Raw genomic sequence first — 18,942 nt, 5'->3', positions numbered from 1 at the left:
AGAGCCCGATACCCCCAGGCCCTATTTATCCCGGTCCCACTCTCGCCCGGGTCACGTTATGGGCCAAGAGGACTTTTGCCCCGAGCCGATGGGCCAAAGGTCACAGACCAAGCGAACACTCGACGGGTGAACCGTTCGCGAAGTGAAACCGCTTGGCGGTCGCGACGAGAGTCATCGCCTCTGTTAGCGTCGTTGTGTTAGACGAGCGTGTGTGTGGGCATCACCTTGAGTTTGACACCGTAACGCGGTCCGATGCCGTAGCCTCCGCGACCGGCCGAGGCAACCGCCGGCATACCGGTCGCCACCGTTGTCATCTCCGTGCCCTGTTCTGCGGGGGCGGTCCAACCCGAGCCCGCCAGCGTCGCAGCACCAGTCTCCGCGGGGGTGGCCGCAGACCATGCGGCTGGCACCGTCAACTTGCCGACCGAGGACGCCGAGCCCATAGCGGCCAACACCGGCGCCCCACCGGAACCTCCGGCTGCTGGCCCTGCCGTGCCCGCCAGGACCGTTCCAAGGCCCGCTCCCCAGCCCTGCGGAGCGGCGACCCCGGCGGCGGCAGCACTTTGCGACACAGCACGACTGACCCCGCCGGCGACGGCCTCGAACATGTTCCAAGACCCGATGTCTCCTAACAGGCCGGCGATGGCGTAGCCGTCGTTCCAGATCCCGATGTTCGATCCCGAGCCAATGAGGTCGTTCAGGAAACCGTTGGAGCTGGACGAGAGGCCCGGCGCGGACGATTGGGCAAAGCCTTCCACCCGTTGCACGGCGGCTTGGATGACTGCGGCGGCTTGGGCGGCCGGCCCGGCCGGGTTGGTGGTCGGTGCCGGCGAGGTCAACGGGTTCAACGTCGCGGCGCTCGCCGAGGAGCCCTCGTAGCTGTACATGGCGGCGGCGTCTTGGGCCCACATCTCGGCGTAGTGGGCCTCGGCCGCCATGATCGCCGGCGTGTTGACGCCCAGGAAGTTCGTCGCGACAAGGCCCGCCAGCAGAGCCCTGTTGGCCGCGATCACCAGCGGGGGCACCGTCATCGCAAACGCTGTCTCGTAGGCGGCCGCAGATGCCATGGCCTGACTGGCCGCGTGCTCAGCGGCCGCGGCGGTGGAGTTCATCCACCCGATATAGGGCTCGGCCGCGGCGGCCATCGCCGCCGAGGACGCACCCAGCCACTGCCCGCCGGCCAGCTCTGAGATCACCGACTCGTAGGAGGCGGCCGTGGTAACCAATTCGGCGGCCAGGCTGTTCCATGCCGCCGCGGCCGCCATCAGCGGCCCCGCCCCCGGCCCGGTGTACATCCATGTCGAATTGATCTCCGGGGGTAACGCTGCGAAATCGAAAACCATTTCACTAATCCTGTCCCTTGTTAATTGAACGATTACGCTTCGGTTTAGCCGGCCGCGTTGGCCGTCTGGCGCCCTAAACGACCGCCGGCTTGGGCATCACGGTGGGTTTGACGCCATAGCGCGGCGCACCCAAGCCGCCGGATTTCCCGGCCGTGGCCACCGACGGCATGCCGGCCGGCATGGTTGTCACCGGCGCAGCATGTGGCGCGGCGCTGGTCCAGCCCGCGCCCGCCAAGAAGGCAGGGGCAGGGCTGACCGCCGGGGCGGCTTGGCTGGCCCAACTGGCCGGTACCGACATCCCGCCGACCGAGGATGCCTGACCCATACCCGCCAACACCGGCGCCCCACCCAGGCCGGCAGGGCCCGCCGGCCCCACCGCACCCGCCAAGAGAAGTCCGCCCAGGCTGCCCGAACCGAGACTCCCGGCGCCCAGAGCCTCGGCGCCGCCAGTGGTGGGACCGGCGCCTCCTAGCGTGATCCACGAGAGCAGGTCCGATGCCCCGGCGCCGAACATATTCATCTGCAGAATTCCGATCAGGCTGCTGTTATTGAGCGCGCCGGGGATGAGCCCAAACTGTCCAAACTGGGTCAGCTGACCGATGATCGAAAACCCCGAGCCGGCTGCGGCGGCGTTGGCGGCCTCGGTGGCGCCGTAGGTACCGGCGCTGGTGCCCAGGGTGCTCACAAACAGCTCGTGAATCGCCTGGGCTTGGGCGGCGAGCGACTGGTATTGGCTGCCGTACGCGGAGAATATTCCCGCCTGCAGCGCTGATACCGGATCGGCGGCTGCAGGAATCACGCCCGTGATTGGCGCGACTGCGGCCGCGTTCTGGGCGGCCATTGCAGAGCCGATACCCTGCAGCTTGTTCGCCGCGACGCTCAACGCTTCGGGCTGTGTGATTACGAAAGACATTTTCTTCGCTCCTTCAGAGTCGTGTTGTTTCAAAGAGTGTGGATGACGTTGTTGTTTCAGCGACCCCCTGCCTGGTTGACGTGTCAGGTTATTTGGGTGACGTGTCATGTCAAACACCCAGCGGCATAAGGACTTTGGATTGGATGCAGCGACATACTGAGTGACTGAGGGATGCCGATGGCAATCCATCACACTGTCAGCGTCGTTAGCGGGTTTGCAGCGAGCCTGGGAATTAGGTTCGGGTATTTTCGACCTACCGCGGTGCGTGACAAGGTTCGCCGCCGACACGAATTCGGTCTCGTAGTGCGTCGCATACATCGCCGACCCATCGGGGCTGACCGTGATGGTGTCCGGCGAGGCGCCCAGGTTAACGGCGTCGATCACGGCGTCGGTTGCGGTGTCGATCACTCCCAGGAGGCGACGGTGTTGGTAGTAGGAGCTGTGTTGAGACAACCCGGCGTACACGCGAGTGCCGCCGGGTTTGGCTGCAAGGTCGGCGATCGGGTAAGTATCGACGCCGGGAATGGTTGCGAGCGTGGCGGTCTGGGTGTCATTCACCGAAACCCATCTGGCGCAACGACCGTCATTCCGCGCGTTGTATGCGGCGCAGAGGAACGCCCGATCTGAGGTGATGACCTCCCGCGCGTAAGACGCACCGCCAATAGCATGTATCTGGTGGTCGGCGACGTCGACAACTGAAATCGAGCCTTCGAAGTTGGTGACGTAGATCCGGCTTCCGTCGGGGCTGATCGTCATGCTCTTCGGATGTGTATTGATCGGAATGGTCCCGAGACTGTCGTTCTCGCAACTGATCACCGCGATCGAGGTGGTCAGGGCCACAAATGCACGAAACGTATCCCTAATGGCCACGTCGCCCGTTGGGCAGCCAAACGGGATCGTCGCGATGACGGTTGCTGTCGGTGTGCGGTAGTCCGGCTGGGGGCCATCGGCCATCGGACGATCAGCGAGGTCAACCAGCTTGGGGTCGCTCAGAGCTGGCTGGCTGTCACTGGACCTATCACGCGGGCTGTCGCGGTTATCGCCGTCGGCGTGGCTCATGGTGATTCTTTTCGGTTGGCTATCTCGCGCCTTCTATGGTTCGAGCACCGGTCACGACGGACATAGAGACCAAAGTCATTCAGATGATCGGCGTTCGTCCTCTTCGTGCTGCTGCGGTCCCGCCCCGCCGCATCCCCGCAACCGAAAACGAGGCCGCCGTGTTCGGTGGATCGGTCGCTATCGCGGTGCGGGTCTTGCACGTGATGAAATCAGCGACCCCGACATTCGATTCTGTGAAAATTGTTGGTGCCGTGCGATATCGGCATCAGCTCATCGTCGTCGCAGTACTGCTCTGCTCACCCGGCTGGGCGAACCGCGCGGTGGTCGGCGGTTCACGACTGGGACTCCAAGGCCCTAGGCTCCACAGCCATTCGGGGTCGGCCACTGCCTTAGCGGCACCGGCGGATTGCGCCACATCCTATCCCTAGCCCGCCGGTCACGCCGCCGCAATTTCGGTCGCGAAACACTGCGCGGTGCGCCCGCACCGGGTATGGCCGTCCAAACTGTCGACGGTCACGTGATGCGACAGGTCGTCCTAATTATTGCGCGCCTCAAGTCGGTACTAGCTCAGATCCGAACTAGCGTGGCGAGGAACAGGACTGTCATGCCGGCGGCCATCATCGCCTGACCGAGGTCACCCGCGACCTAAAGCGGGCTGTGTCGTGCTGGCCTGCGTGTCCAGAAAACCGCTGCGAGGGCGAAGCCGATGGTACCGAACCAGTTCACTGCGCTGAACCATCTAGGCGATCCACTGTTTGCCGGCACGCTGCTTGCTGGCGCGCTGCTTGCCGGCGTGTTCGTCGCAGCCATGTCCATGCCCGGCATCGAGGCACCCCGACTGGATACTTGATCCGGCGCTTTCGACGTACCGATCGACAGGGGATGAGATTTGGTAGCAGAACACGGTTGCCGATGCAGCGTAGGACCGCAGCCGCCGGCGGCCGCAATCGAGTCGGTGCCGCACGATATGGCGGCTATCGAACGGATTCGATGCAAAGCCGTCACCGCAATGAACCCGCAGCCATCGTTTGCAGAGCGCCCGCACCAGTGTACTCTCTGGGGGTATGTGGAATGTGCGGGTATCGGTGGGTGCCCGACACGTCGCCGCGTCCAAACCGTCGCGGCGCCATGTTGTCGTCGCCGTAGCGGTCGCAGTCGGGCTGCTCGCTATCGTCGGCCCCTGCGGACCGCCGCGTTTGCAGTTCCACACGCCTGCTCCATGGCACCCGGTGGTTTCAGCCAACGGCAGTGAGTTCGTTGCCAACATCGACAACGCGTATCTTGTCAACGCCTCATCGATCTGCAAATCGGTCCGGGTGTTGGCGACCGCGCCGCTGGTGCGGACGGCCAGTATTTTGGTTGCGCTCAGCATTGGGCTGGCGTTGGTCGCCCTCGCGGTTTCAGCGGCGCTGCTTGTGGTGCCAGCTGGCCGAGGCCCGCCACGCGGACTCACCGCCGCCCTCACCGGACAAGACCAGTTGGTCCGGTACTGTCAAGCTCGTCGCTGATCGGTCAGCGTCAGGCCGTTGTGCTATTGCGACGGCTGGTGACCGCTGGCCCACGTTAGCTGCCGCGCCCTAGGCTTGCGGCCTCGATCCTGAAGCGACATCCCATGAATCGCGTCGTGTCCGCCGACACCTTGGTGCTGCGCCAGCTTCGGGCGACCGCCTCCCGCGAGGAGACACGGCGCCCCGGTCGACGCCGCACCGTCCTCGGTGACTATCGCCGTCGGAAAGCCCCTGGCCGGCACCGCGGTAGCGCTGCACGCCTCAACGTCACTGAGCACCGCCGACCACTTTTTTTCGGGCCAGACTCGACGGGTTCGACCCGTGCGCAGCATGAAAGGCCCCCCGTCCGGCCCGTGGCCAGCCGGCCGGTGCGCGGTGCCTCGGGTCAGGCATTTGCCGGCCGCGGAGATTCCGTCGTGACTTTCGTTGCGCAGTTGTGCAGCGTCGAAACGCCCAGCCAGATACCAATCACCAACCAAATTTCGCCATCGCCCATCGGCCAGCTCTGTGCTGATACCAGGCCTGACTCCGCTTGAAATGAGAACCGTGAGAGACATGAAGGGACACAACGAATGTCGTTTGTGACAACGCAGCCGGAGGCCCTGACGGCGGCGGCGGGCAACCTGCAGGGCATCGGCTCGGCATTAAGCGCCGAGAACGCGGCTGCGGCAGCGCCGACCGCCACCGTGGTTCCGGCCGCCGCCGATGAGGTGTCGGCGTTAACAGCGGCGCAATTCGCCGCGCACGCACAGCTGTATCAGGCCGTCAGCCGCCGGGCCGAAGAGGTTCATCAGCAGTTCGTGGTGGCCATGGGAGCCAGTGCCGGTTCGTATGCGGCCACCGAGGCCGCGAATGCGATGTCGGCCAGGTGAGTCGAGGGAGCTAAGAAATGGATTTCGGAGCATTACCCCCGGAGATCAACTCCGCCCGGATGTATACCGGTCCTGGATCGGGGCCGTTGCTGGTCGCCGCGGCCGCCTGGGACGGGCTGGCCACCGAATTGGCTTCGGCGGCAAACTCTTACGGATCGCAGATCTCGGGTTTGACCGTCGGGTCGTGGCAGGGTCCGGCGTCGACGTCAATGGCCGCCGCCGCGGCGCAGCATGTGGCGTGGCTGACGACTACCGCAGCCCAGGCTGAGCAGACCGCCGCCCAGGCCCGCGCTGCGGCGGCCGCCTACGAGGCCGCGTTCGGGGCGACGGTGCCGCCGCTGTTCATCGCTGCTAACCGCGCGCAGTTGATGGCGCTGATTGCGACCAACATTCTGGGTCAAAACACGCCGGCGATCGCGGCCACCGAGGCGCAATACGGCGAAATGTGGGCCCAGGACGCGGCCGCCATGTATGGCTACGCCGGTTCCTCGGCGGCCGCATCGACCTTGACGCCGTTTACCCCGCCACAGCAAACCACCAACCCGACCGCGCTGGCCACCCAGGCCACCGCTGTTACCCAAGCGACCGCAACCTCCGCCACCCCCGACACTCAGGCGATGCTGTCACAGGCGATATTGGCCGTGCCGCAGACGCTGCAGGGACTTGCCTCGCCCGCATCGTCGGGATCGTCGGCGTCGCTAAGCTCGATGAGTACGGTCATGTCGATGACTAGTTCGACCGGTTGGATTGCAAGTGCTCTCCTGTCGAATGCAAACCAGCTGCAGAGTCTGGTCCCCAAGGCCAGCCTCGCCAGCGAGGCCGGAACTGCGCTGGCGCCGGTGCTGGGCGGACTGGGTTCGCCGACGAACGTGCTCGCGTCAGCCGGCGCGCCCGGCCTTGGCACTAGTGCGGCCGCGACTGCGGGTATGGGCCGGGCGAACTTGGTCGGGGCCTTGTCGGTGCCGCCTAACTGGACCACGGGAGCAGCAGCGATCAGCCCTGGCGCCGCCGCGCTGTCCGGCACCAGCCTGAATGCCGCCCCTTCAGCCGAGGTAGGCGCGCCGGCGAGCATGCTGGGCGGATTGCCCTTGGCGGGTACGGCCGGGCGCGGCGTCACCGGTGCCCTGGCCGATACCCGGTTCTTGATCCGCCCCCCCATGGTGCCGCGGTGGTCGGAAATCGGGTAGCGAAAGGGTGCACTACCAATGCATTTCAGCTCGCCCGGCCATATCACATCGACGAGTGCAAGACACAGGACCTCAAGAAGTTGCAGGCCTGATCTTCGGCTGGCAAACAGCCGGGTGTGCAACGTGGCGGGATGGTTGATGACGTCCGATCAGGACACCAGTCGGACGAAGTCCACCCGCGTACCCTATGAGGGTATGAGGCGCGTGCGGGGTCAGGCCGATGCCCGTTGCGTGGTGTCGTGTTTGCGGTCGCCGTGTCGTGGCATACACGGATTATCGCTTGCCGGCGACCCGATTACGCCGAGCTGCTCGATCACCTTCCACCCGATGAGCCAGCCGTCAACACGCATTCCGATGACATGGTGGGAGCAGTCATGGACACGGTGGTTGACCGTCGTCGACCCCGCCGCAGTGACGCGATGACCCCTATTTCCCGGTTCCGCAGCTTCGACATGCCCAGCCGAATGCTGATGATCAACCAGTTCGGCATCAACATCGGCTTTTACATGCTGATGCCGTACCTGGCGGCCTATCTCGCGGGCCCGCTCGGTTTGGCGGCCTGGGCGGTCGGTTTGGTCCTGGGTGTGCGCAACTTCTCCCAGCAGGGCATGTTCGTTGTCGGCGGGAACGCTGGCCGATCGGCTGGGCTACAAGCCATTGATTGTGGCCGGCTGTCTGCTGCGCACCGGCGGGTTCGCGTTGCTGGCGGTCGCCCACTCACTGCCTGCTGTCCTTGTCGCTTCGGCGGCAACGGGTTTCGCGGGAGCGTTGTTCAATCCGGCGGTGCGTGCTTACCTCGCAGCCGAGGCCGGGGAACGCCGCGTCGACGCGTTTGCCATGTTCAACATCTTCTACCAGGCCGGTATCTTGCTCGGCCCGTTGGTGGGGCTGGCGCTGATGGTGTTTGACTTCCCGATCACCGCAGCGGGTGCGGCGGCGGTGTTCGCCGTGCTCACCGTCGCGCAGCTACTGGCGTTGCCCCAGCACCGGGTCGATGCGCCGCCGGAGAAAACCTCGATACTCGATGACTGGCGTGTCGTCTCCGGTAATCGGCCCTTTCTGTTGTTTGCCGCGGCGATGATCGGGTCGTATGTGTTGACATTCCAGGTCTACCTGGCCCTGCCGCTGCAGGCCTCGCTGCTGGCGCCGCACTCGCAGACCGCGGTGGTAGCGGGGATCTTCATGGTGTCTGGGATCGTGGCCATCGTCGGCCAACTGCGCATCACCCCCTGGTTCGCCGCACGCTGGCGCTCCGGGCGAAGCCTGGTCATCGGCATGGCCATCCTGGCGGCATCGTTTTTGCCGCTAACACAGGTTCCCGACGGTCAGCGCCTCGGAATCATTCCGGCGATCGCCGCCACTCCTGGCGTCGGCGGCCATGCTGGCCGTGGGCGCGGCCGCAGTCTTTCCTTTCGAGATGGACACCGTGGTTGCCCTGGCCGGGGGCCGGCTGGTAGCGACCCATTACGGGTTCTACAACACCATCGTCGGGGTCGGAATCCTAATCGGCAACTTGGCAACCGGCTCGATCATGGGCGCCGCGCGACACGTTGGTGCCAGCGAACTCGTCTGGGGCGGACTGGTTCTGGTTGGCATCACCGCCGCGCTGGCACTACACAGGCTCGATCGTGGTCATCACCTCGAACTTCAAACCGCGATTCCAAGGGGTCAATAATGCGAGTACTTGCAATGTCAGGCGGAACGCTTGATGGATGCGACGTCGAAGACACCGCAAACAGCACCCAGGATTTGCAATATGGCACCAAAGAGCTGCGTCGCGCACGCTGGTTGCCATTCTCATTACCTGACCAGCTGGAGTGGCCGATCAAGCTAGTTCGGGGAAGGAACCCGATGATCGCACTCTGGGCGAACGAAAAGGCAAGTGCGCGATGCAGACCCAACGACGATGCGCCATCCCGGCCCGTCCTCGCAGGAGATCCATAGCCCTTCGGCGCTTCTGCTCAAAGGGAGGTCCCAAAGTGATAGCCACCCCGGTACGCTCGCCCAACCACGGGCTATCACGATTGGCAACCCGCCTTGGACTGGCGGTTGCGCTACTTGCCGCTCTGGGAGTGTCAGCTCCGACCGCTTATGCCGACCCTAACGATGACGCGTTCCTGGCAGCACTGAGGTCCCAGGGCATTAGCTTCGGGTCAACGACAGGCGCGCTCAACGCCGCTCACGCCGTCTGCGAACAACTTGATCACGGCAGGACGCCGCGTGGGGTTGCGCGTGAAGTGAGGAAAAACAGTAAGCTGGACGCTAATCGTGCCGGGTACTTTACCGGCCTCAGTATACGTGTGTATTGCCCGCAGTATGCCCACTAGACCTGAGGGCGCATGCGCAACCGCCAGTGGATCTACCAGTGGCAAGGTTGGGCTTCGTTCGTGCATTAAAAGGTCGCTCGCCGTATCGGGGTATAGCGTACCTAGGTCACGAGGGGTGGGCCACGCTGCTCGATGCAGGCCGCTACCTCGGCTCGATCTCGACTTTCTACCGGCTGCTGCGCCAAGCAGGTGAGAGCAAGGAGCGTCGCCACCAGGCCACCCACCCAGCGACGGTAATACCCGAGCTTGTCGCGTTCGAGCCGAACCGGGTCTGGTCGTGGGATATATGCAAGCTGCGCGGCCGGGCGAAGTGGAGTTGGTACTACCTGTACGTGATCTTGGACATCTTCTCCCGCTACGTGGCCGGATGGATGGTCGCCGGTCGCGAAAGTGCCGCGCTAGCTGAGGTATTGATCCGCCAGACTTGCACCAAGAAGGACATCGCCATCGCGGCATGCCGATCAGCCAAACCAGCGTGAGCACAACATTATGACCCTACAGGGATATCTACGGCTGCACCGCGTACCGGAGCGCCAAGTGGACGCGTCGCCGACCCGGGTGCTCCTCACCAAGGGAAACTCTGGCGGCGGGTTATGGTGCCCGCGTGAGGATCCCGTCCCGCCGATCCCGGTCGTGGCTGGGCGGAGGCTGTGATCGGCGGGCCGGTTTCATTGCCGCGGTACATGGTCGGCAGCCGGATCGGTTACCGATCAGCGGAGTAGCCGGTGCGCGCAGCGGGCTCGGATACCAACTGCACACTGCCGCCCGGGTGCCATCACCCGGGCGGCAGCTTCAGCACTCGGTCGTTGCCGAAGTCGGTGATGTAGACGGTGCGAGCCCTGTCCACCGCCACGGCCGCGGGGTCACTGAGGCCGGTGAACGGCAGCTGGGTCGCGGTGCTGGCGCCCGCCGCCAGCGTCAGCACCCGGTTGTGGAAGAAGTCGGTGACATAGACGGTGCGAGCGCTGTCCACCGCCACACCCGTGGGGTAGCTGAGGCCGGTCAACGGCAGCTGGGTCGGGGTGCTGGCGCCCGCCGCCAGCGTCAGCACCCGGTTGTTGGCGTGGTCGGTGACATAGACGGTGCCGGCGCTGTCCACCGCCACACCCGTGGGGTAGCTGAGGCCGGTCAACGGCGGCTGGGTCGGGGTGCTCGCCCCCGCCGCCAGCGTCAGCACCCGGTTGTTGGCGTGGTCGGTGACGTACACGGTGCGAGCGCTGTCCACCGCCACACCCTCGGGGTGGCCGGTGAAGGGCAGCTCGGTCGGTGTGGTTGAGCCGGCCGGCAGCTTCAGCACCCGGTTGTTGCCGCGGTCGGTGACATAGACGGTGCCGCCGGTGTCCACTGCCACACCGGTGGGGTGGCCGATGAACGGCAGCACCACCTGTCGGGAAGGCGGCGACGCCGACCCAGGCGGGGGCGACGATGGCGTCGATTTGTGAGACACGGGCTGGCATGCCACGACGCCGGCCACGAGCATGACTCCGGCCGCGGCACGCGCGATCCAGAGCCTTCCGGTGCGCTGCGCGGGTGGGGCGGCGGTAGCCGCAGGAGCGGGAACCCACGATGGTGGTGGGGCGGGCGTCGGCGGTTGGCGGGCTGGTCGCGCCGCACGGTCAATGCGATGCCGGTCTGTGATGAGTAGGATCGGCCGCCACCGCTGGGTGCCCATCATGGCTTGCGGTGTTCGCGAAGCAGCTGTCATACGCCGGCCGAAATTCGTCCTCGTCGATCTCGCCGCGGGCAAAGCGTTCGGTCAGCACATCTTCGGCTGTCGGGGCGGGCCGCTCAGCGGTGTAGTTGCGGTGGCTGCCGCCAGCTGACACGTAGCGAATGCCCAGGATAATCGCCGTGATGACGGCAACCCAAAACAGCACCATGGGCGCGGCCATGAGGATCCAGCCGCCCCACCCCCAACCGTCCCAGCCGTCCATCATGGGCAACCATCCTTAAGTGACACGGTGAGGATGCGCGCCGCGTGCATGGATTCCTAGGGTCGTTGGTCCTGGTGTCATGCGCCGGGCTTGGTGGTGAGCCCCCGTTAGACCGTGGAGTGTCCCACCCCAGAAGCTGGGAGATTTCGCGCGCCGGTGTGCCGTCGCCGGCCACCGTTTTCGCGTGGGCGCGTTGAGCGCTGCTTAGACGCATGCCGGCCGCCGTCGACGCGGACCCGCGGTCGCGCAGCCACCTTACTTAGCCCTGCCGTCGTGCGCTCATGCATGAGCGCACGCTCTGACTCCGCCAGCGCGCCATTCGAATGCTGCACCAATCTACCTGCGGCACTTGAGGTGTCGATCTGCTCGCCCTGCGACCGCAGACCGCCATGGGTGAAATCCTCAACGAGTGCCAGGAACTCCGGCAGGGAACGGCCCACCCGGTCGGGCCGGGTGACCACCGCAATGTCACAGGCTGCGGCCGAGCCGCCGGCTCGTCAAGGCCGGTGCAGCTTGCCCAGACCCCGGAACCATGTCAGTCCACACACGCCGACAACCGGCCGCGGTCAAGGCATCGATTTGGCCGGCAGTGCTCTGATCACTGGTCGACACCCCCGTGTATCCGATTTCCAGGGCCAATAGTCCCTACCCGGGCCGAGTATAACCGTGGCATCTTTTCGAACTATGACTGAAACACCTGAATCCAAGATCGAACCGACCACCGTGACTGGGCAATCCCGGTACGACAACCGATCCGATGGGCATAGTCGTCTGGGTCAAGTCGCGGCATGGGTTGTCATCGTGGCCGGTGTCGTGTTCGTCGTCGCGGCGATCTTCTTTTCGGGGCTCTTCTTGGGCTGGTCCTCAGGTGGCCACTATGGCTGGCGCCACGGTTACAACGGCGGCCGAGACGGCTCCTGCCCGATGATGGGACCCGGCGGAATGATGGGACCCGGCGGAATGATGGGACCCGGCGGAATGATGGGACCCGGCGGAATGATGGGACCCGGCGGAATGATGGGACCCGGCGGAATGGGTCCCGGGGGCCCGATGGGTCCTCAGCAAACGCCTACGACGTCACCAACCCCGATGCATCCCTAGCACTACTAGCCAGCGGAAGCGGGTATAGCGTTGGTCGCGACAAGTGCTGCGATGCGAGTGGTACGGAGACAAATCGAGCACAGTCAACTGTTTCGGACACGCCTGGATGGTGCGGTCGGTGTGTCTGCACCCCGTGTACGCGAGTGCAGCTTTAGTCGATGTAGTAGCGGTTGCCGGGGCCGAGCTTGATGACGGCGTTGTCGGGGGCATACACCGTAGCAGTTGTCGCATTCGAAGCAGTTGCCGCAGGACAGGCAGCGGCGGGCTTCGAACAGCACGGTGGATTCGTCGAGGTGTCGATGTGGTGGGCCGCCTGTTTGCCGTGCCCGATGGCGTCGGTGATGGTGCGGTCGGCGGGAATCATGTCGCCGCCGGCGAAGATGCTGGGATGGCTGGTCATGAATGTGGGGTCGACGATGACAAGGTCGTCGTGGCGGGCATGCCGGCCAGCAGGGACAGGTCCGCTTGTTGGCCGAGCGCGAGGACGACCGTCGTCGGCGCCCAGCTCTTGAAGATGCGCCACCGGTTCCCCCTGCGTGGTGCGCGAGCAGCGTTCGCGTGGAACCGGTGACGACGATCTCCCATGGAGCGCTTCGACGGATAGCACTATACAGAGTGGATACCGGGCGACCCATAAACTACGTATCTGTGTACGTAGACAGTAGGTTCGGTGGAGCGGGATCGGCAACCGGCTCCGGTGGACATCAGCTGGCGGACGTAGGCCGTGGCCGCAGCCAAGTGCGACGAACCCCGGTTCAAGACAGGGAAGGGAGGGTCGGACTCATGTCGGATCTATCGCGGTTCCAGCATCCGCGTTTTGCGCGGATGTATGAGCAGATCAGCGCGGAGTCGGAACTACGGGGAACTTCCGAGCACCGGGATCGGGTGCTGGCCGGGTTGGCGGGCCGGGTGATCGAAATCGGAGCCGGTAACGGGCTGAATTTCGGCCATTACCCCGACACGGTCGCTGAGGTGGTGGCGGTCGAGCCAGACGACACATTGCGCACGATGGCCGAGGCCGCCGCCGATCGGGTAAGCGCGCGGGTGCGGGTGGTAGCCGGCCATGCGAGCGCGCTTCCTGCCGACGACGCCAGTTTCGACGCGGCGGTGGCGTCGCTGGTGCTGTGTTCGGTGTCCGATGTTGGCGGCGCGTTGGCCGAGATGCGGCGCGTGCTCAAGCCCGGCGGCGAATTGCGCTTTTTTGAGCATGTGCGCTCAGACCACCTGGTGTTCGGCATGTTGCAGGACGCGATTACCCCGCTGTGGTCGCGCGTGGGCGGCGGTTGTCACCCCAACCGGAATACCGCCGCGGCGCTCGAGGCCGCCGGTTTCGGGATCGAGCAGATCGACCGGTTTTCCTATGCGCCGCTGCGGTTGTTTCCAAAACACACCCACATCCTCGGACGCGCCCGGGCCTGACCTGGAATCGTCTCGCCAGATGCCATCTGGCTGCAGATGACACGCACTGCGACCGGAATGCCGCGACAAATTGTGTGTACGGTGCCATCCAACTACGATCTATGTACATAGGCAGTACGTCGTCGTGGGCGGCGTGATCGAAGTCCGGCGCGTGGTGGTGCAGAAATCAAATCGGAGGCGTAGTGGGGCGGATTCGCGGGTTCGGGGAGTTGGAAGCGGTAGTGATGGACCGCATCTGGGACCGGGACGAAACGACGACGGTCCGGGAGATTTTTGACGAGCTAGCCGCCGAACGCGAGATCGCCTACACCACGGTGATGTCGACGATGGACAACCTACACACCAAGGGGTGGCTGGCGCGTGAACGTGACGGCAAGGCCTACCGGTACTGGCCGACGTTGACCCGCGAGCAGCACAGTGCCCAGCTGATGCGTGAGGTGCTCGACGCCGGGGGGCGCTCCGAACTGGTGCTCAGTCACTTTCTGGAACAGATCAGCCCGGAGGAATCCGCGCGTTTGCGTGCGGCGTTGCAGCGGCTGGCCAGACGAACCCGACGCAAGTAAGCATTCCAGGGTTATCGGGTACTGCCTGCGGCGCGCCGAAAACCGCTGGGTTACAGGGATACTCTGTCGACGCGGCCTCGAGGTCGCCGGCGGCTACGGTGGTGGTCGCATCATGCCGCCGGGTCCCGTCATGCCGCCGGAACCGCCCATCATGCCTTGCATCATTGCGGGCATCCCGTCGGTGCACGAACCCGCTCACCTCGCGGGCGTGGGCACGGATGGCGTCGGTCAACGCGGGATCATCAGAGGGTTTCCTCGGCGATGACACCTTTGGGCGTCAAGGTCAACTGGCGACGGTAGCCGCCGGCGTTGCGGAATAGCGTGGGCAGGCTCGAGCTCATGCACATGACCTCTGCGCCGTGGTCAAGGTGGGAGTACATGCTCGACATGTGGCCGTGCAGTTGGGCGGTCAGATCCGGCGCGTTGGACTCGGTGGTGGTACGCACCCCACCGGGGATCTCTTCGACGGTGCGGCTGATCTCGGTGTGCCGGCGAAACATCTCCATGACACGCCGCTCATGTCGGCCGCGCTGGCGCCCATCGTGCCGCCGTCGGTCAACCGGATCCGCAGCACCGGCGGCCCGAGCACGCCGCGCAGCGCATACCCCAGACCGGCCACCGCGCTGGCGCCCAGCGCCGTCAGCGCCGCGCGCCGGGTGAACCTACCCATGTGACGATCTCTCCCGGATAGCTCAAACATTGGTCCACGGTCAACGCCCAGCGCGATCACCACAACTCGCGCGCCTACATCAGCCGACGGTACAAATCATCCTCACCGATATCGTTTCGCGGACGTGGCGATGCTGCCAGATGCCCGGCCCGCGCAAAACCGCTGTGCCCGAACGCCGGCGGATCGCTTCGCCCCTCACCGCGGACACGAACCCCGAGCACCACAGCGGCGATGATCACACCTAAAAACGCCACCACCGCCGCCACGTTCACCAACACGCCCACACCAACCCCAGTCATCCCCGCCACCGCTTGCTGAGTGTTTGTTCGGGTCCTAGTGCGACGCGGCCAGGCAGTGCCGGGGGTTCGCCGTCACCGACTCGTAATGGCACCCCAATATTGCACCTATGGCGTGAACACATCAATCTGTGATCGCGCAGCCGACCATGATCGCCCGACTCCGCCATGCTGTCGAGGAGGAGGCCTTTTCAGGGTCCGACACTCGAGAGGTCCAAGCGCGCAGGCCACACCCGGTGCTAGTGACAGGCGCTGGGCCACGTCGTTTCTGTGGAACCCGCTGGTGTGCGAACTGGTGTTGCGGGCCGGCGAGCATTGCCGTTGGAGTTGCCGGGCCACGGATTCGACTCCGCCTTTCCGAGTGGCATTCTTGGTCAAGATCTCGACCAGCACCTCGCCGCGCCGTGTCCGGTCGCCGGTGTGAGCCTGAATCACTACGTCCATCACATGCGGCGGGTCGTGGAAACAGCCGCCGAGTATCGCCCGGTGGTCTTGGTCGGACACAGCTTGGGTGGCAAGATGGTGACCCAGGTGGCCAACGCCACACCCGGACCTTCTGCCACGCATTGTCTATTTAGCTGTCTACTGCTGCATCGACTCGGCCAGGGTGCTCTCGTATGCCGATCCACCCGCTGACTGCTCCCTAGGCCAAGCCCGGCAACGGGCATTCTTGGGCCATCCCGGCCAAATGGGTGCTGCGCGAACCAATCCCCACACCGGCGACCTCGACGTGCTCGCAATTCAGCACCGTCTGCTGGCCGCCGAAATCGATCCCGCCAAGTTTCTCGGTGGCTTTCCTATGCGACTCGACCCGACGAGCCTGTGCAGATCTTCGTTGCCGAAGTTTCAAGCAACTCGAGATTGCTGGGGCTGGGTTCTGAAGACCTAATCCGCACCAGCAACGATGAGGTCATTCCGATCGACGTACGGACCGAATGATCAACGAAGGCAACGCACTCACACCCGACAATCCCTTCGTGGTGCATACGGTCGCGGGCAAGCCGTTGTGCGCCCATCGCCCACGCTGCCGACATCGCCGGCATCCTCACTGAGGATAGACCGCGAGCGAGTAAAAACCGGCATCCTCACTGAGGATAGACCGCGAGCGAGTAAAAAGTTGCCATGTCTGTTTGTAGACATCTGCACCCGTCTCGACGCGGGTGCTCGTTGTCATCCGGTGTGGGGCCCTATGGCCCTAGGTGCTCACGCAGCGCAAAGCAAATACTGAGCGTATGGAGTTAGACGGCGCTGAGGCGCAATGCAGCTGCTGGCCAGCGTTGGGTATGGCGTTGATGTCGATCCACGTATATCCACCGCTCGTCAGGTGCTGACACTAGCGGAACGGAAACTCATGCCATGTTCACCAACATCACCAGCCACGCCGGCGCCCTGATTGCCGCCATCGTGGTGCTCAGCGGCGGCGCAATTCTACGCGGTGGCACAGCGGTGGCCGACCCAAACCAGGACGAGCGGTTTCTGGCACTGCTCGATCAAGAAGAAATCCCCGCCATTCAGAACGTGCCAAGCCTCATCGACACAGCCCATAGGATTTGTCGCAAGCTCGATGGCGGCATGACGGTGGACGCCGTGGTGGACGACATGAGGAACAAATCGTTCACAGACCCGGGCGATGCGCAATTCCCCGCCCGCCGAATCACGACCACCATTACCCGATTCATCACTGCGTCAGTGAAGGCCTACTGCCCGAACGATCAAAGCAAGATAGCTTCCATCATGGCTAATCCCGTGCCGGGATCGCATAAGCCGATGCACCGTGTCGCCGCGTACCTGCACAACGCGGTCGGCGGCGGAAGCGACCTGTGGGAGCCGCCGCCGGCGTTGGACATGATCACCATGCCGGCTGGTTGGCAGGAATCGACGGGCCGGGGAGCGGTGCGGCTGCCACACTTGATGGACGGCGGCGTTTTCGTGGTGGGCCGCTACGGGGACGACGGGTCGCACGGTGACGCGCATGGCACAGTGCTTGCCTCGCTGATCGGAGCGGTTCCCTCGGGGGAGAGCACCCCGAACCCGCCGCAGATTCCGCCACCACCGCCGCCGGCGGCGCAGATCCAGACGCCACCCCGGCCGATCGCGGCACCGCCTCGACCAGAACAGCCCCCGCCTCCACCAAAACAGCCCCCGCCTCCACCGCAACAGGCGGAGCCTCCTGCTGCGCCTCCGCCTGGCGGCGGCGGCAACGGTGGCGGCGATGGCGGTATCGGCCGCGGCGATGGCAACGGCAGTAACGGTCCGGCGGAGCCCATGCCGCCGGGCTTGGTCAGGCTCGCACCGTGAGACAGGAACCGAGCCGTCGCTGTTCGGCGTCTCCTCGTTGTCGGCCTGCCGGCAAAGCCTTCCGCTGATCGCGTCGCGCGGCGCGCGCCGACCCGGCGTATCGGGTCGTCTGGTCCCGGCACAGAATCAACCGGCGCCGGGCCGGCAACACCGCCACCGGTGGCTGTACCGCTTCTGCCACGCCCGAAGAGCGCCCATCAAGGTCGCCGCGCGCGGTGAGATCGGGTCACGCGGCGCGCCAATTGCAGGACTCAGCCGGTCTGCCGTCTCATTGGCCGTTCATGAGACCAGCGAATAACACAAGGGCTTCAATCTGTCTCGGTGTCCCCGCTCGACGCTGTTGTTGATGGGAGGTCACCCTCCTGCTGGCCCACGTCACGTACCCTGCACGATCTCCACCGCGCGGCCCGCATTTCGTCCGGCGTGGCGAGCGGGTACCGGATGCCTCGGTCTTCCTAAAAGACCTCGCAGGCCTGGCTTGGCTAGTGATGAGGTCTAGTCGGCGGATTGGGTGGGTGCAGAAGAGCCCCGCGCCAAGAGCAATGAAATGTCACGACGCTACAGTCCCGGCGCTAGGTCGTAGTGGGCTGGTATGGGTTCTGCGGGTTGGGCGGTGCCGTAGATCAAGACGATTTCGTCGTGCGCGTTGATGGGCAGCGCGGCAGCGTTGCCGATGATGGGATTTGCCATTGACGAAGGCCCGCAGCGTTTTTCCGTTACCCGACTGCAGCCCGCCGATGCTGCCGGTGGACAGGCTGACGTCCCATTCTGTGACGAACTCGCCGAGGGTGAACGTTTGCTTGATTTGCGATTCGATAGGAATCACCCCTGTCGAGTCGTGCGTGTGCACGGGGCTGATTCCCCGACGATCGATGCCGATCATCGCTGGGACCTCAACGGATTGCCCGTTGACGCGCGCGTCGAGGTGGGCATGAATGTGTTCGACGGTGCCCTGGTGGCTGAGCATCGGCAGCCCGGCTGCGCGCATCGCGGCCGCTGCATCGGTTGGAGGTGGGCTCCACGCCGGAAATGTGTTGCGGCTGAACGCAGTGGTGGCTGGTGGGTTACTCGGCTGGGGAGGAACTGCTTGATCATGTTGAGGACGAACCGATTTCGCGATGACTGAGACGGCGATCTGCGCAACGATTCCTGCTGGGACGATCCACACCCATCCTCGACCGCGCCCGGCGCGGGCCCTCGTGGTAGCCCTCCGTGCGCCGATGCCAGACCCCGGCCGCCTGGCCGCATCGTTTGACTCAGAGCCTGGCTTGCTTTTCGATCATTTGTGAGCCTCCATGTCGCGGGCCGTGGTTGTCGGCCATACTCTCGTTTTACGAGGTGGCCCCCCGCGCGGGGACCGGGGTGCCGTGCCTGCTCATGCCCGTGACGGCGTTTGGCAACCGACCTCCCGGCGGGCCGATACTACTATCTGTGTACGTAGATAGTAGAGCA

At 64.8% G+C, this 18,942-nt stretch carries 17 protein-coding genes and 4 pseudogenes; 12 read left to right on the top strand and 9 right to left on the bottom strand.

What is annotated here, in order from left to right:
- Positions 1 to 197: 197 nt before the first annotated feature.
- Positions 198 to 1,343: a PPE family protein gene (locus tag AC5Y7V_RS29570; protein ID WP_499883556.1), complete on the bottom strand. Its 1,146-nt coding sequence runs from the start codon at positions 1,341 to 1,343 to the stop codon at positions 198 to 200.
- 73 nt (positions 1,344 to 1,416) lie between these two features.
- Positions 1,417 to 2,256 (bottom strand): PPE family protein, SVP subgroup, encoded by an 840-nt coding sequence (locus AC5Y7V_RS29565; protein WP_499883561.1) that lies wholly within the window; start codon positions 2,254 to 2,256, stop codon positions 1,417 to 1,419.
- Positions 2,257 to 4,021: 1,765 nt separating this feature from the next.
- Between AC5Y7V_RS29565 and AC5Y7V_RS29560 the strand changes: the two genes are divergently transcribed.
- From AC5Y7V_RS29560 to AC5Y7V_RS29530, 7 genes and pseudogenes are all read left to right on the top strand, one after another.
- A complete protein-coding gene (locus tag AC5Y7V_RS29560) occupies positions 4,022 to 4,165 on the top strand; it encodes a hypothetical protein (protein WP_499883555.1) in 144 nt (47 codons plus the stop codon).
- Between the two features lie 214 nt (positions 4,166 to 4,379).
- Complete coding sequence (lpqS, locus tag AC5Y7V_RS29555; protein WP_499883554.1) at positions 4,380 to 4,823, top strand: putative copper homeostasis (lipo)protein LpqS; 444 nt, start codon at positions 4,380 to 4,382, stop codon at positions 4,821 to 4,823.
- Between the two features lie 572 nt (positions 4,824 to 5,395).
- Positions 5,396 to 5,695, top strand: coding sequence for a PE family protein (locus tag AC5Y7V_RS29550; protein ID WP_499883553.1), 300 nt, complete (start codon positions 5,396 to 5,398; stop codon positions 5,693 to 5,695).
- A 17-nt stretch (positions 5,696 to 5,712) separates the two neighbouring features.
- On the top strand, positions 5,713 to 6,882 hold the full coding sequence (locus AC5Y7V_RS29545) for a PPE family protein (protein WP_499883552.1): 1,170 nt from the start codon (positions 5,713 to 5,715) through the stop codon (positions 6,880 to 6,882).
- Positions 6,883 to 7,301: 419 nt separating this feature from the next.
- Positions 7,302 to 8,557, top strand: a pseudogene (locus AC5Y7V_RS29540) (MFS transporter).
- Positions 8,558 to 8,771: 214 nt separating this feature from the next.
- Entirely contained in the window at positions 8,772 to 9,209 is a 438-nt protein-coding gene (locus AC5Y7V_RS29535; RefSeq protein WP_499883560.1) for a DUF732 domain-containing protein, read from the top strand.
- Between the two features lie 107 nt (positions 9,210 to 9,316).
- Positions 9,317 to 9,652, top strand: a pseudogene (locus tag AC5Y7V_RS29530) (DDE-type integrase/transposase/recombinase); the annotation flags it as partial.
- A 332-nt stretch (positions 9,653 to 9,984) separates the two neighbouring features.
- On the opposite strand, the gene AC5Y7V_RS29525 reads toward AC5Y7V_RS29530, so the two are convergent.
- The 3 genes and pseudogenes from AC5Y7V_RS29525 to AC5Y7V_RS29515 form a co-directional block, all read right to left on the bottom strand.
- Positions 9,985 to 10,656 carry an NHL repeat-containing protein gene (locus tag AC5Y7V_RS29525; RefSeq protein ID WP_499883551.1) on the bottom strand — a complete coding sequence of 224 codons (672 nt, stop codon included), beginning with the start codon at positions 10,654 to 10,656 and terminating at the stop codon, positions 9,985 to 9,987.
- A 224-nt stretch (positions 10,657 to 10,880) separates the two neighbouring features.
- Positions 10,881 to 11,146, bottom strand: a pseudogene (locus tag AC5Y7V_RS29520) (SHOCT domain-containing protein).
- 104 nt (positions 11,147 to 11,250) lie between these two features.
- Entirely contained in the window at positions 11,251 to 11,604 is a 354-nt protein-coding gene (locus tag AC5Y7V_RS29515) for a recombinase family protein (protein WP_499883550.1), read from the bottom strand.
- 340 nt (positions 11,605 to 11,944) lie between these two features.
- Here AC5Y7V_RS29515 and AC5Y7V_RS29510 point away from each other — a divergent pair, with 340 nt between their 5' ends.
- Complete coding sequence (locus AC5Y7V_RS29510) at positions 11,945 to 12,244, top strand: hypothetical protein (RefSeq protein ID WP_499883549.1); 300 nt, start codon at positions 11,945 to 11,947, stop codon at positions 12,242 to 12,244.
- Between the two features lie 151 nt (positions 12,245 to 12,395).
- On the opposite strand, the gene AC5Y7V_RS29505 is transcribed toward AC5Y7V_RS29510, so the two are convergent.
- Positions 12,396 to 12,644: a hypothetical protein gene (locus AC5Y7V_RS29505; protein ID WP_499883548.1), complete on the bottom strand. Its 249-nt coding sequence runs from the start codon at positions 12,642 to 12,644 to the stop codon at positions 12,396 to 12,398.
- A gap of 383 nt (positions 12,645 to 13,027) precedes the next feature.
- On the opposite strand from AC5Y7V_RS29505, the gene AC5Y7V_RS29500 reads away from it, so the two are divergent.
- Complete coding sequence (locus AC5Y7V_RS29500; protein WP_499883547.1) at positions 13,028 to 13,663, top strand: class I SAM-dependent methyltransferase; 636 nt, start codon at positions 13,028 to 13,030, stop codon at positions 13,661 to 13,663.
- Between the two features lie 182 nt (positions 13,664 to 13,845).
- Entirely contained in the window at positions 13,846 to 14,226 is a 381-nt protein-coding gene (locus AC5Y7V_RS29495; protein ID WP_499883546.1) for a BlaI/MecI/CopY family transcriptional regulator, read from the top strand.
- A gap of 93 nt (positions 14,227 to 14,319) precedes the next feature.
- On the opposite strand, the pseudogene AC5Y7V_RS29490 reads toward AC5Y7V_RS29495, so the two are convergent.
- Both AC5Y7V_RS29490 and AC5Y7V_RS29485 read right to left on the bottom strand, forming a co-directional pair.
- Positions 14,320 to 14,896 (bottom strand): annotated as a pseudogene (locus AC5Y7V_RS29490) (hypothetical protein).
- 74 nt (positions 14,897 to 14,970) lie between these two features.
- Positions 14,971 to 15,174 (bottom strand): hypothetical protein, encoded by a 204-nt coding sequence (locus tag AC5Y7V_RS29485; RefSeq protein WP_499883545.1) that lies wholly within the window; start codon positions 15,172 to 15,174, stop codon positions 14,971 to 14,973.
- 288 nt (positions 15,175 to 15,462) lie between these two features.
- On the opposite strand from AC5Y7V_RS29485, the gene AC5Y7V_RS29480 reads away from it, so the two are divergent.
- A complete protein-coding gene (locus tag AC5Y7V_RS29480; RefSeq protein ID WP_499883544.1) occupies positions 15,463 to 15,828 on the top strand; it encodes an alpha/beta fold hydrolase in 366 nt (121 codons plus the stop codon).
- 720 nt (positions 15,829 to 16,548) lie between these two features.
- A complete protein-coding gene (locus AC5Y7V_RS29475) occupies positions 16,549 to 17,490 on the top strand; it encodes a DUF732 domain-containing protein (RefSeq protein WP_499883543.1) in 942 nt (313 codons plus the stop codon).
- 550 nt (positions 17,491 to 18,040) lie between these two features.
- Here AC5Y7V_RS29475 and AC5Y7V_RS29470 read toward each other — a convergent pair.
- Positions 18,041 to 18,658, bottom strand: a complete 618-nt coding sequence (locus tag AC5Y7V_RS29470) for a hypothetical protein (RefSeq protein ID WP_499883542.1) — start codon at positions 18,656 to 18,658, stop codon at positions 18,041 to 18,043.
- Positions 18,659 to 18,942 lie beyond the last annotated feature (284 nt).

The sequence above is a fragment of the Mycobacterium sp. NGS34 genome, from assembly GCF_059812845.1.
Note: the sequence above shows the minus strand (reverse complement) of the source record. Positions and strands in the feature narration are given on the sequence as shown.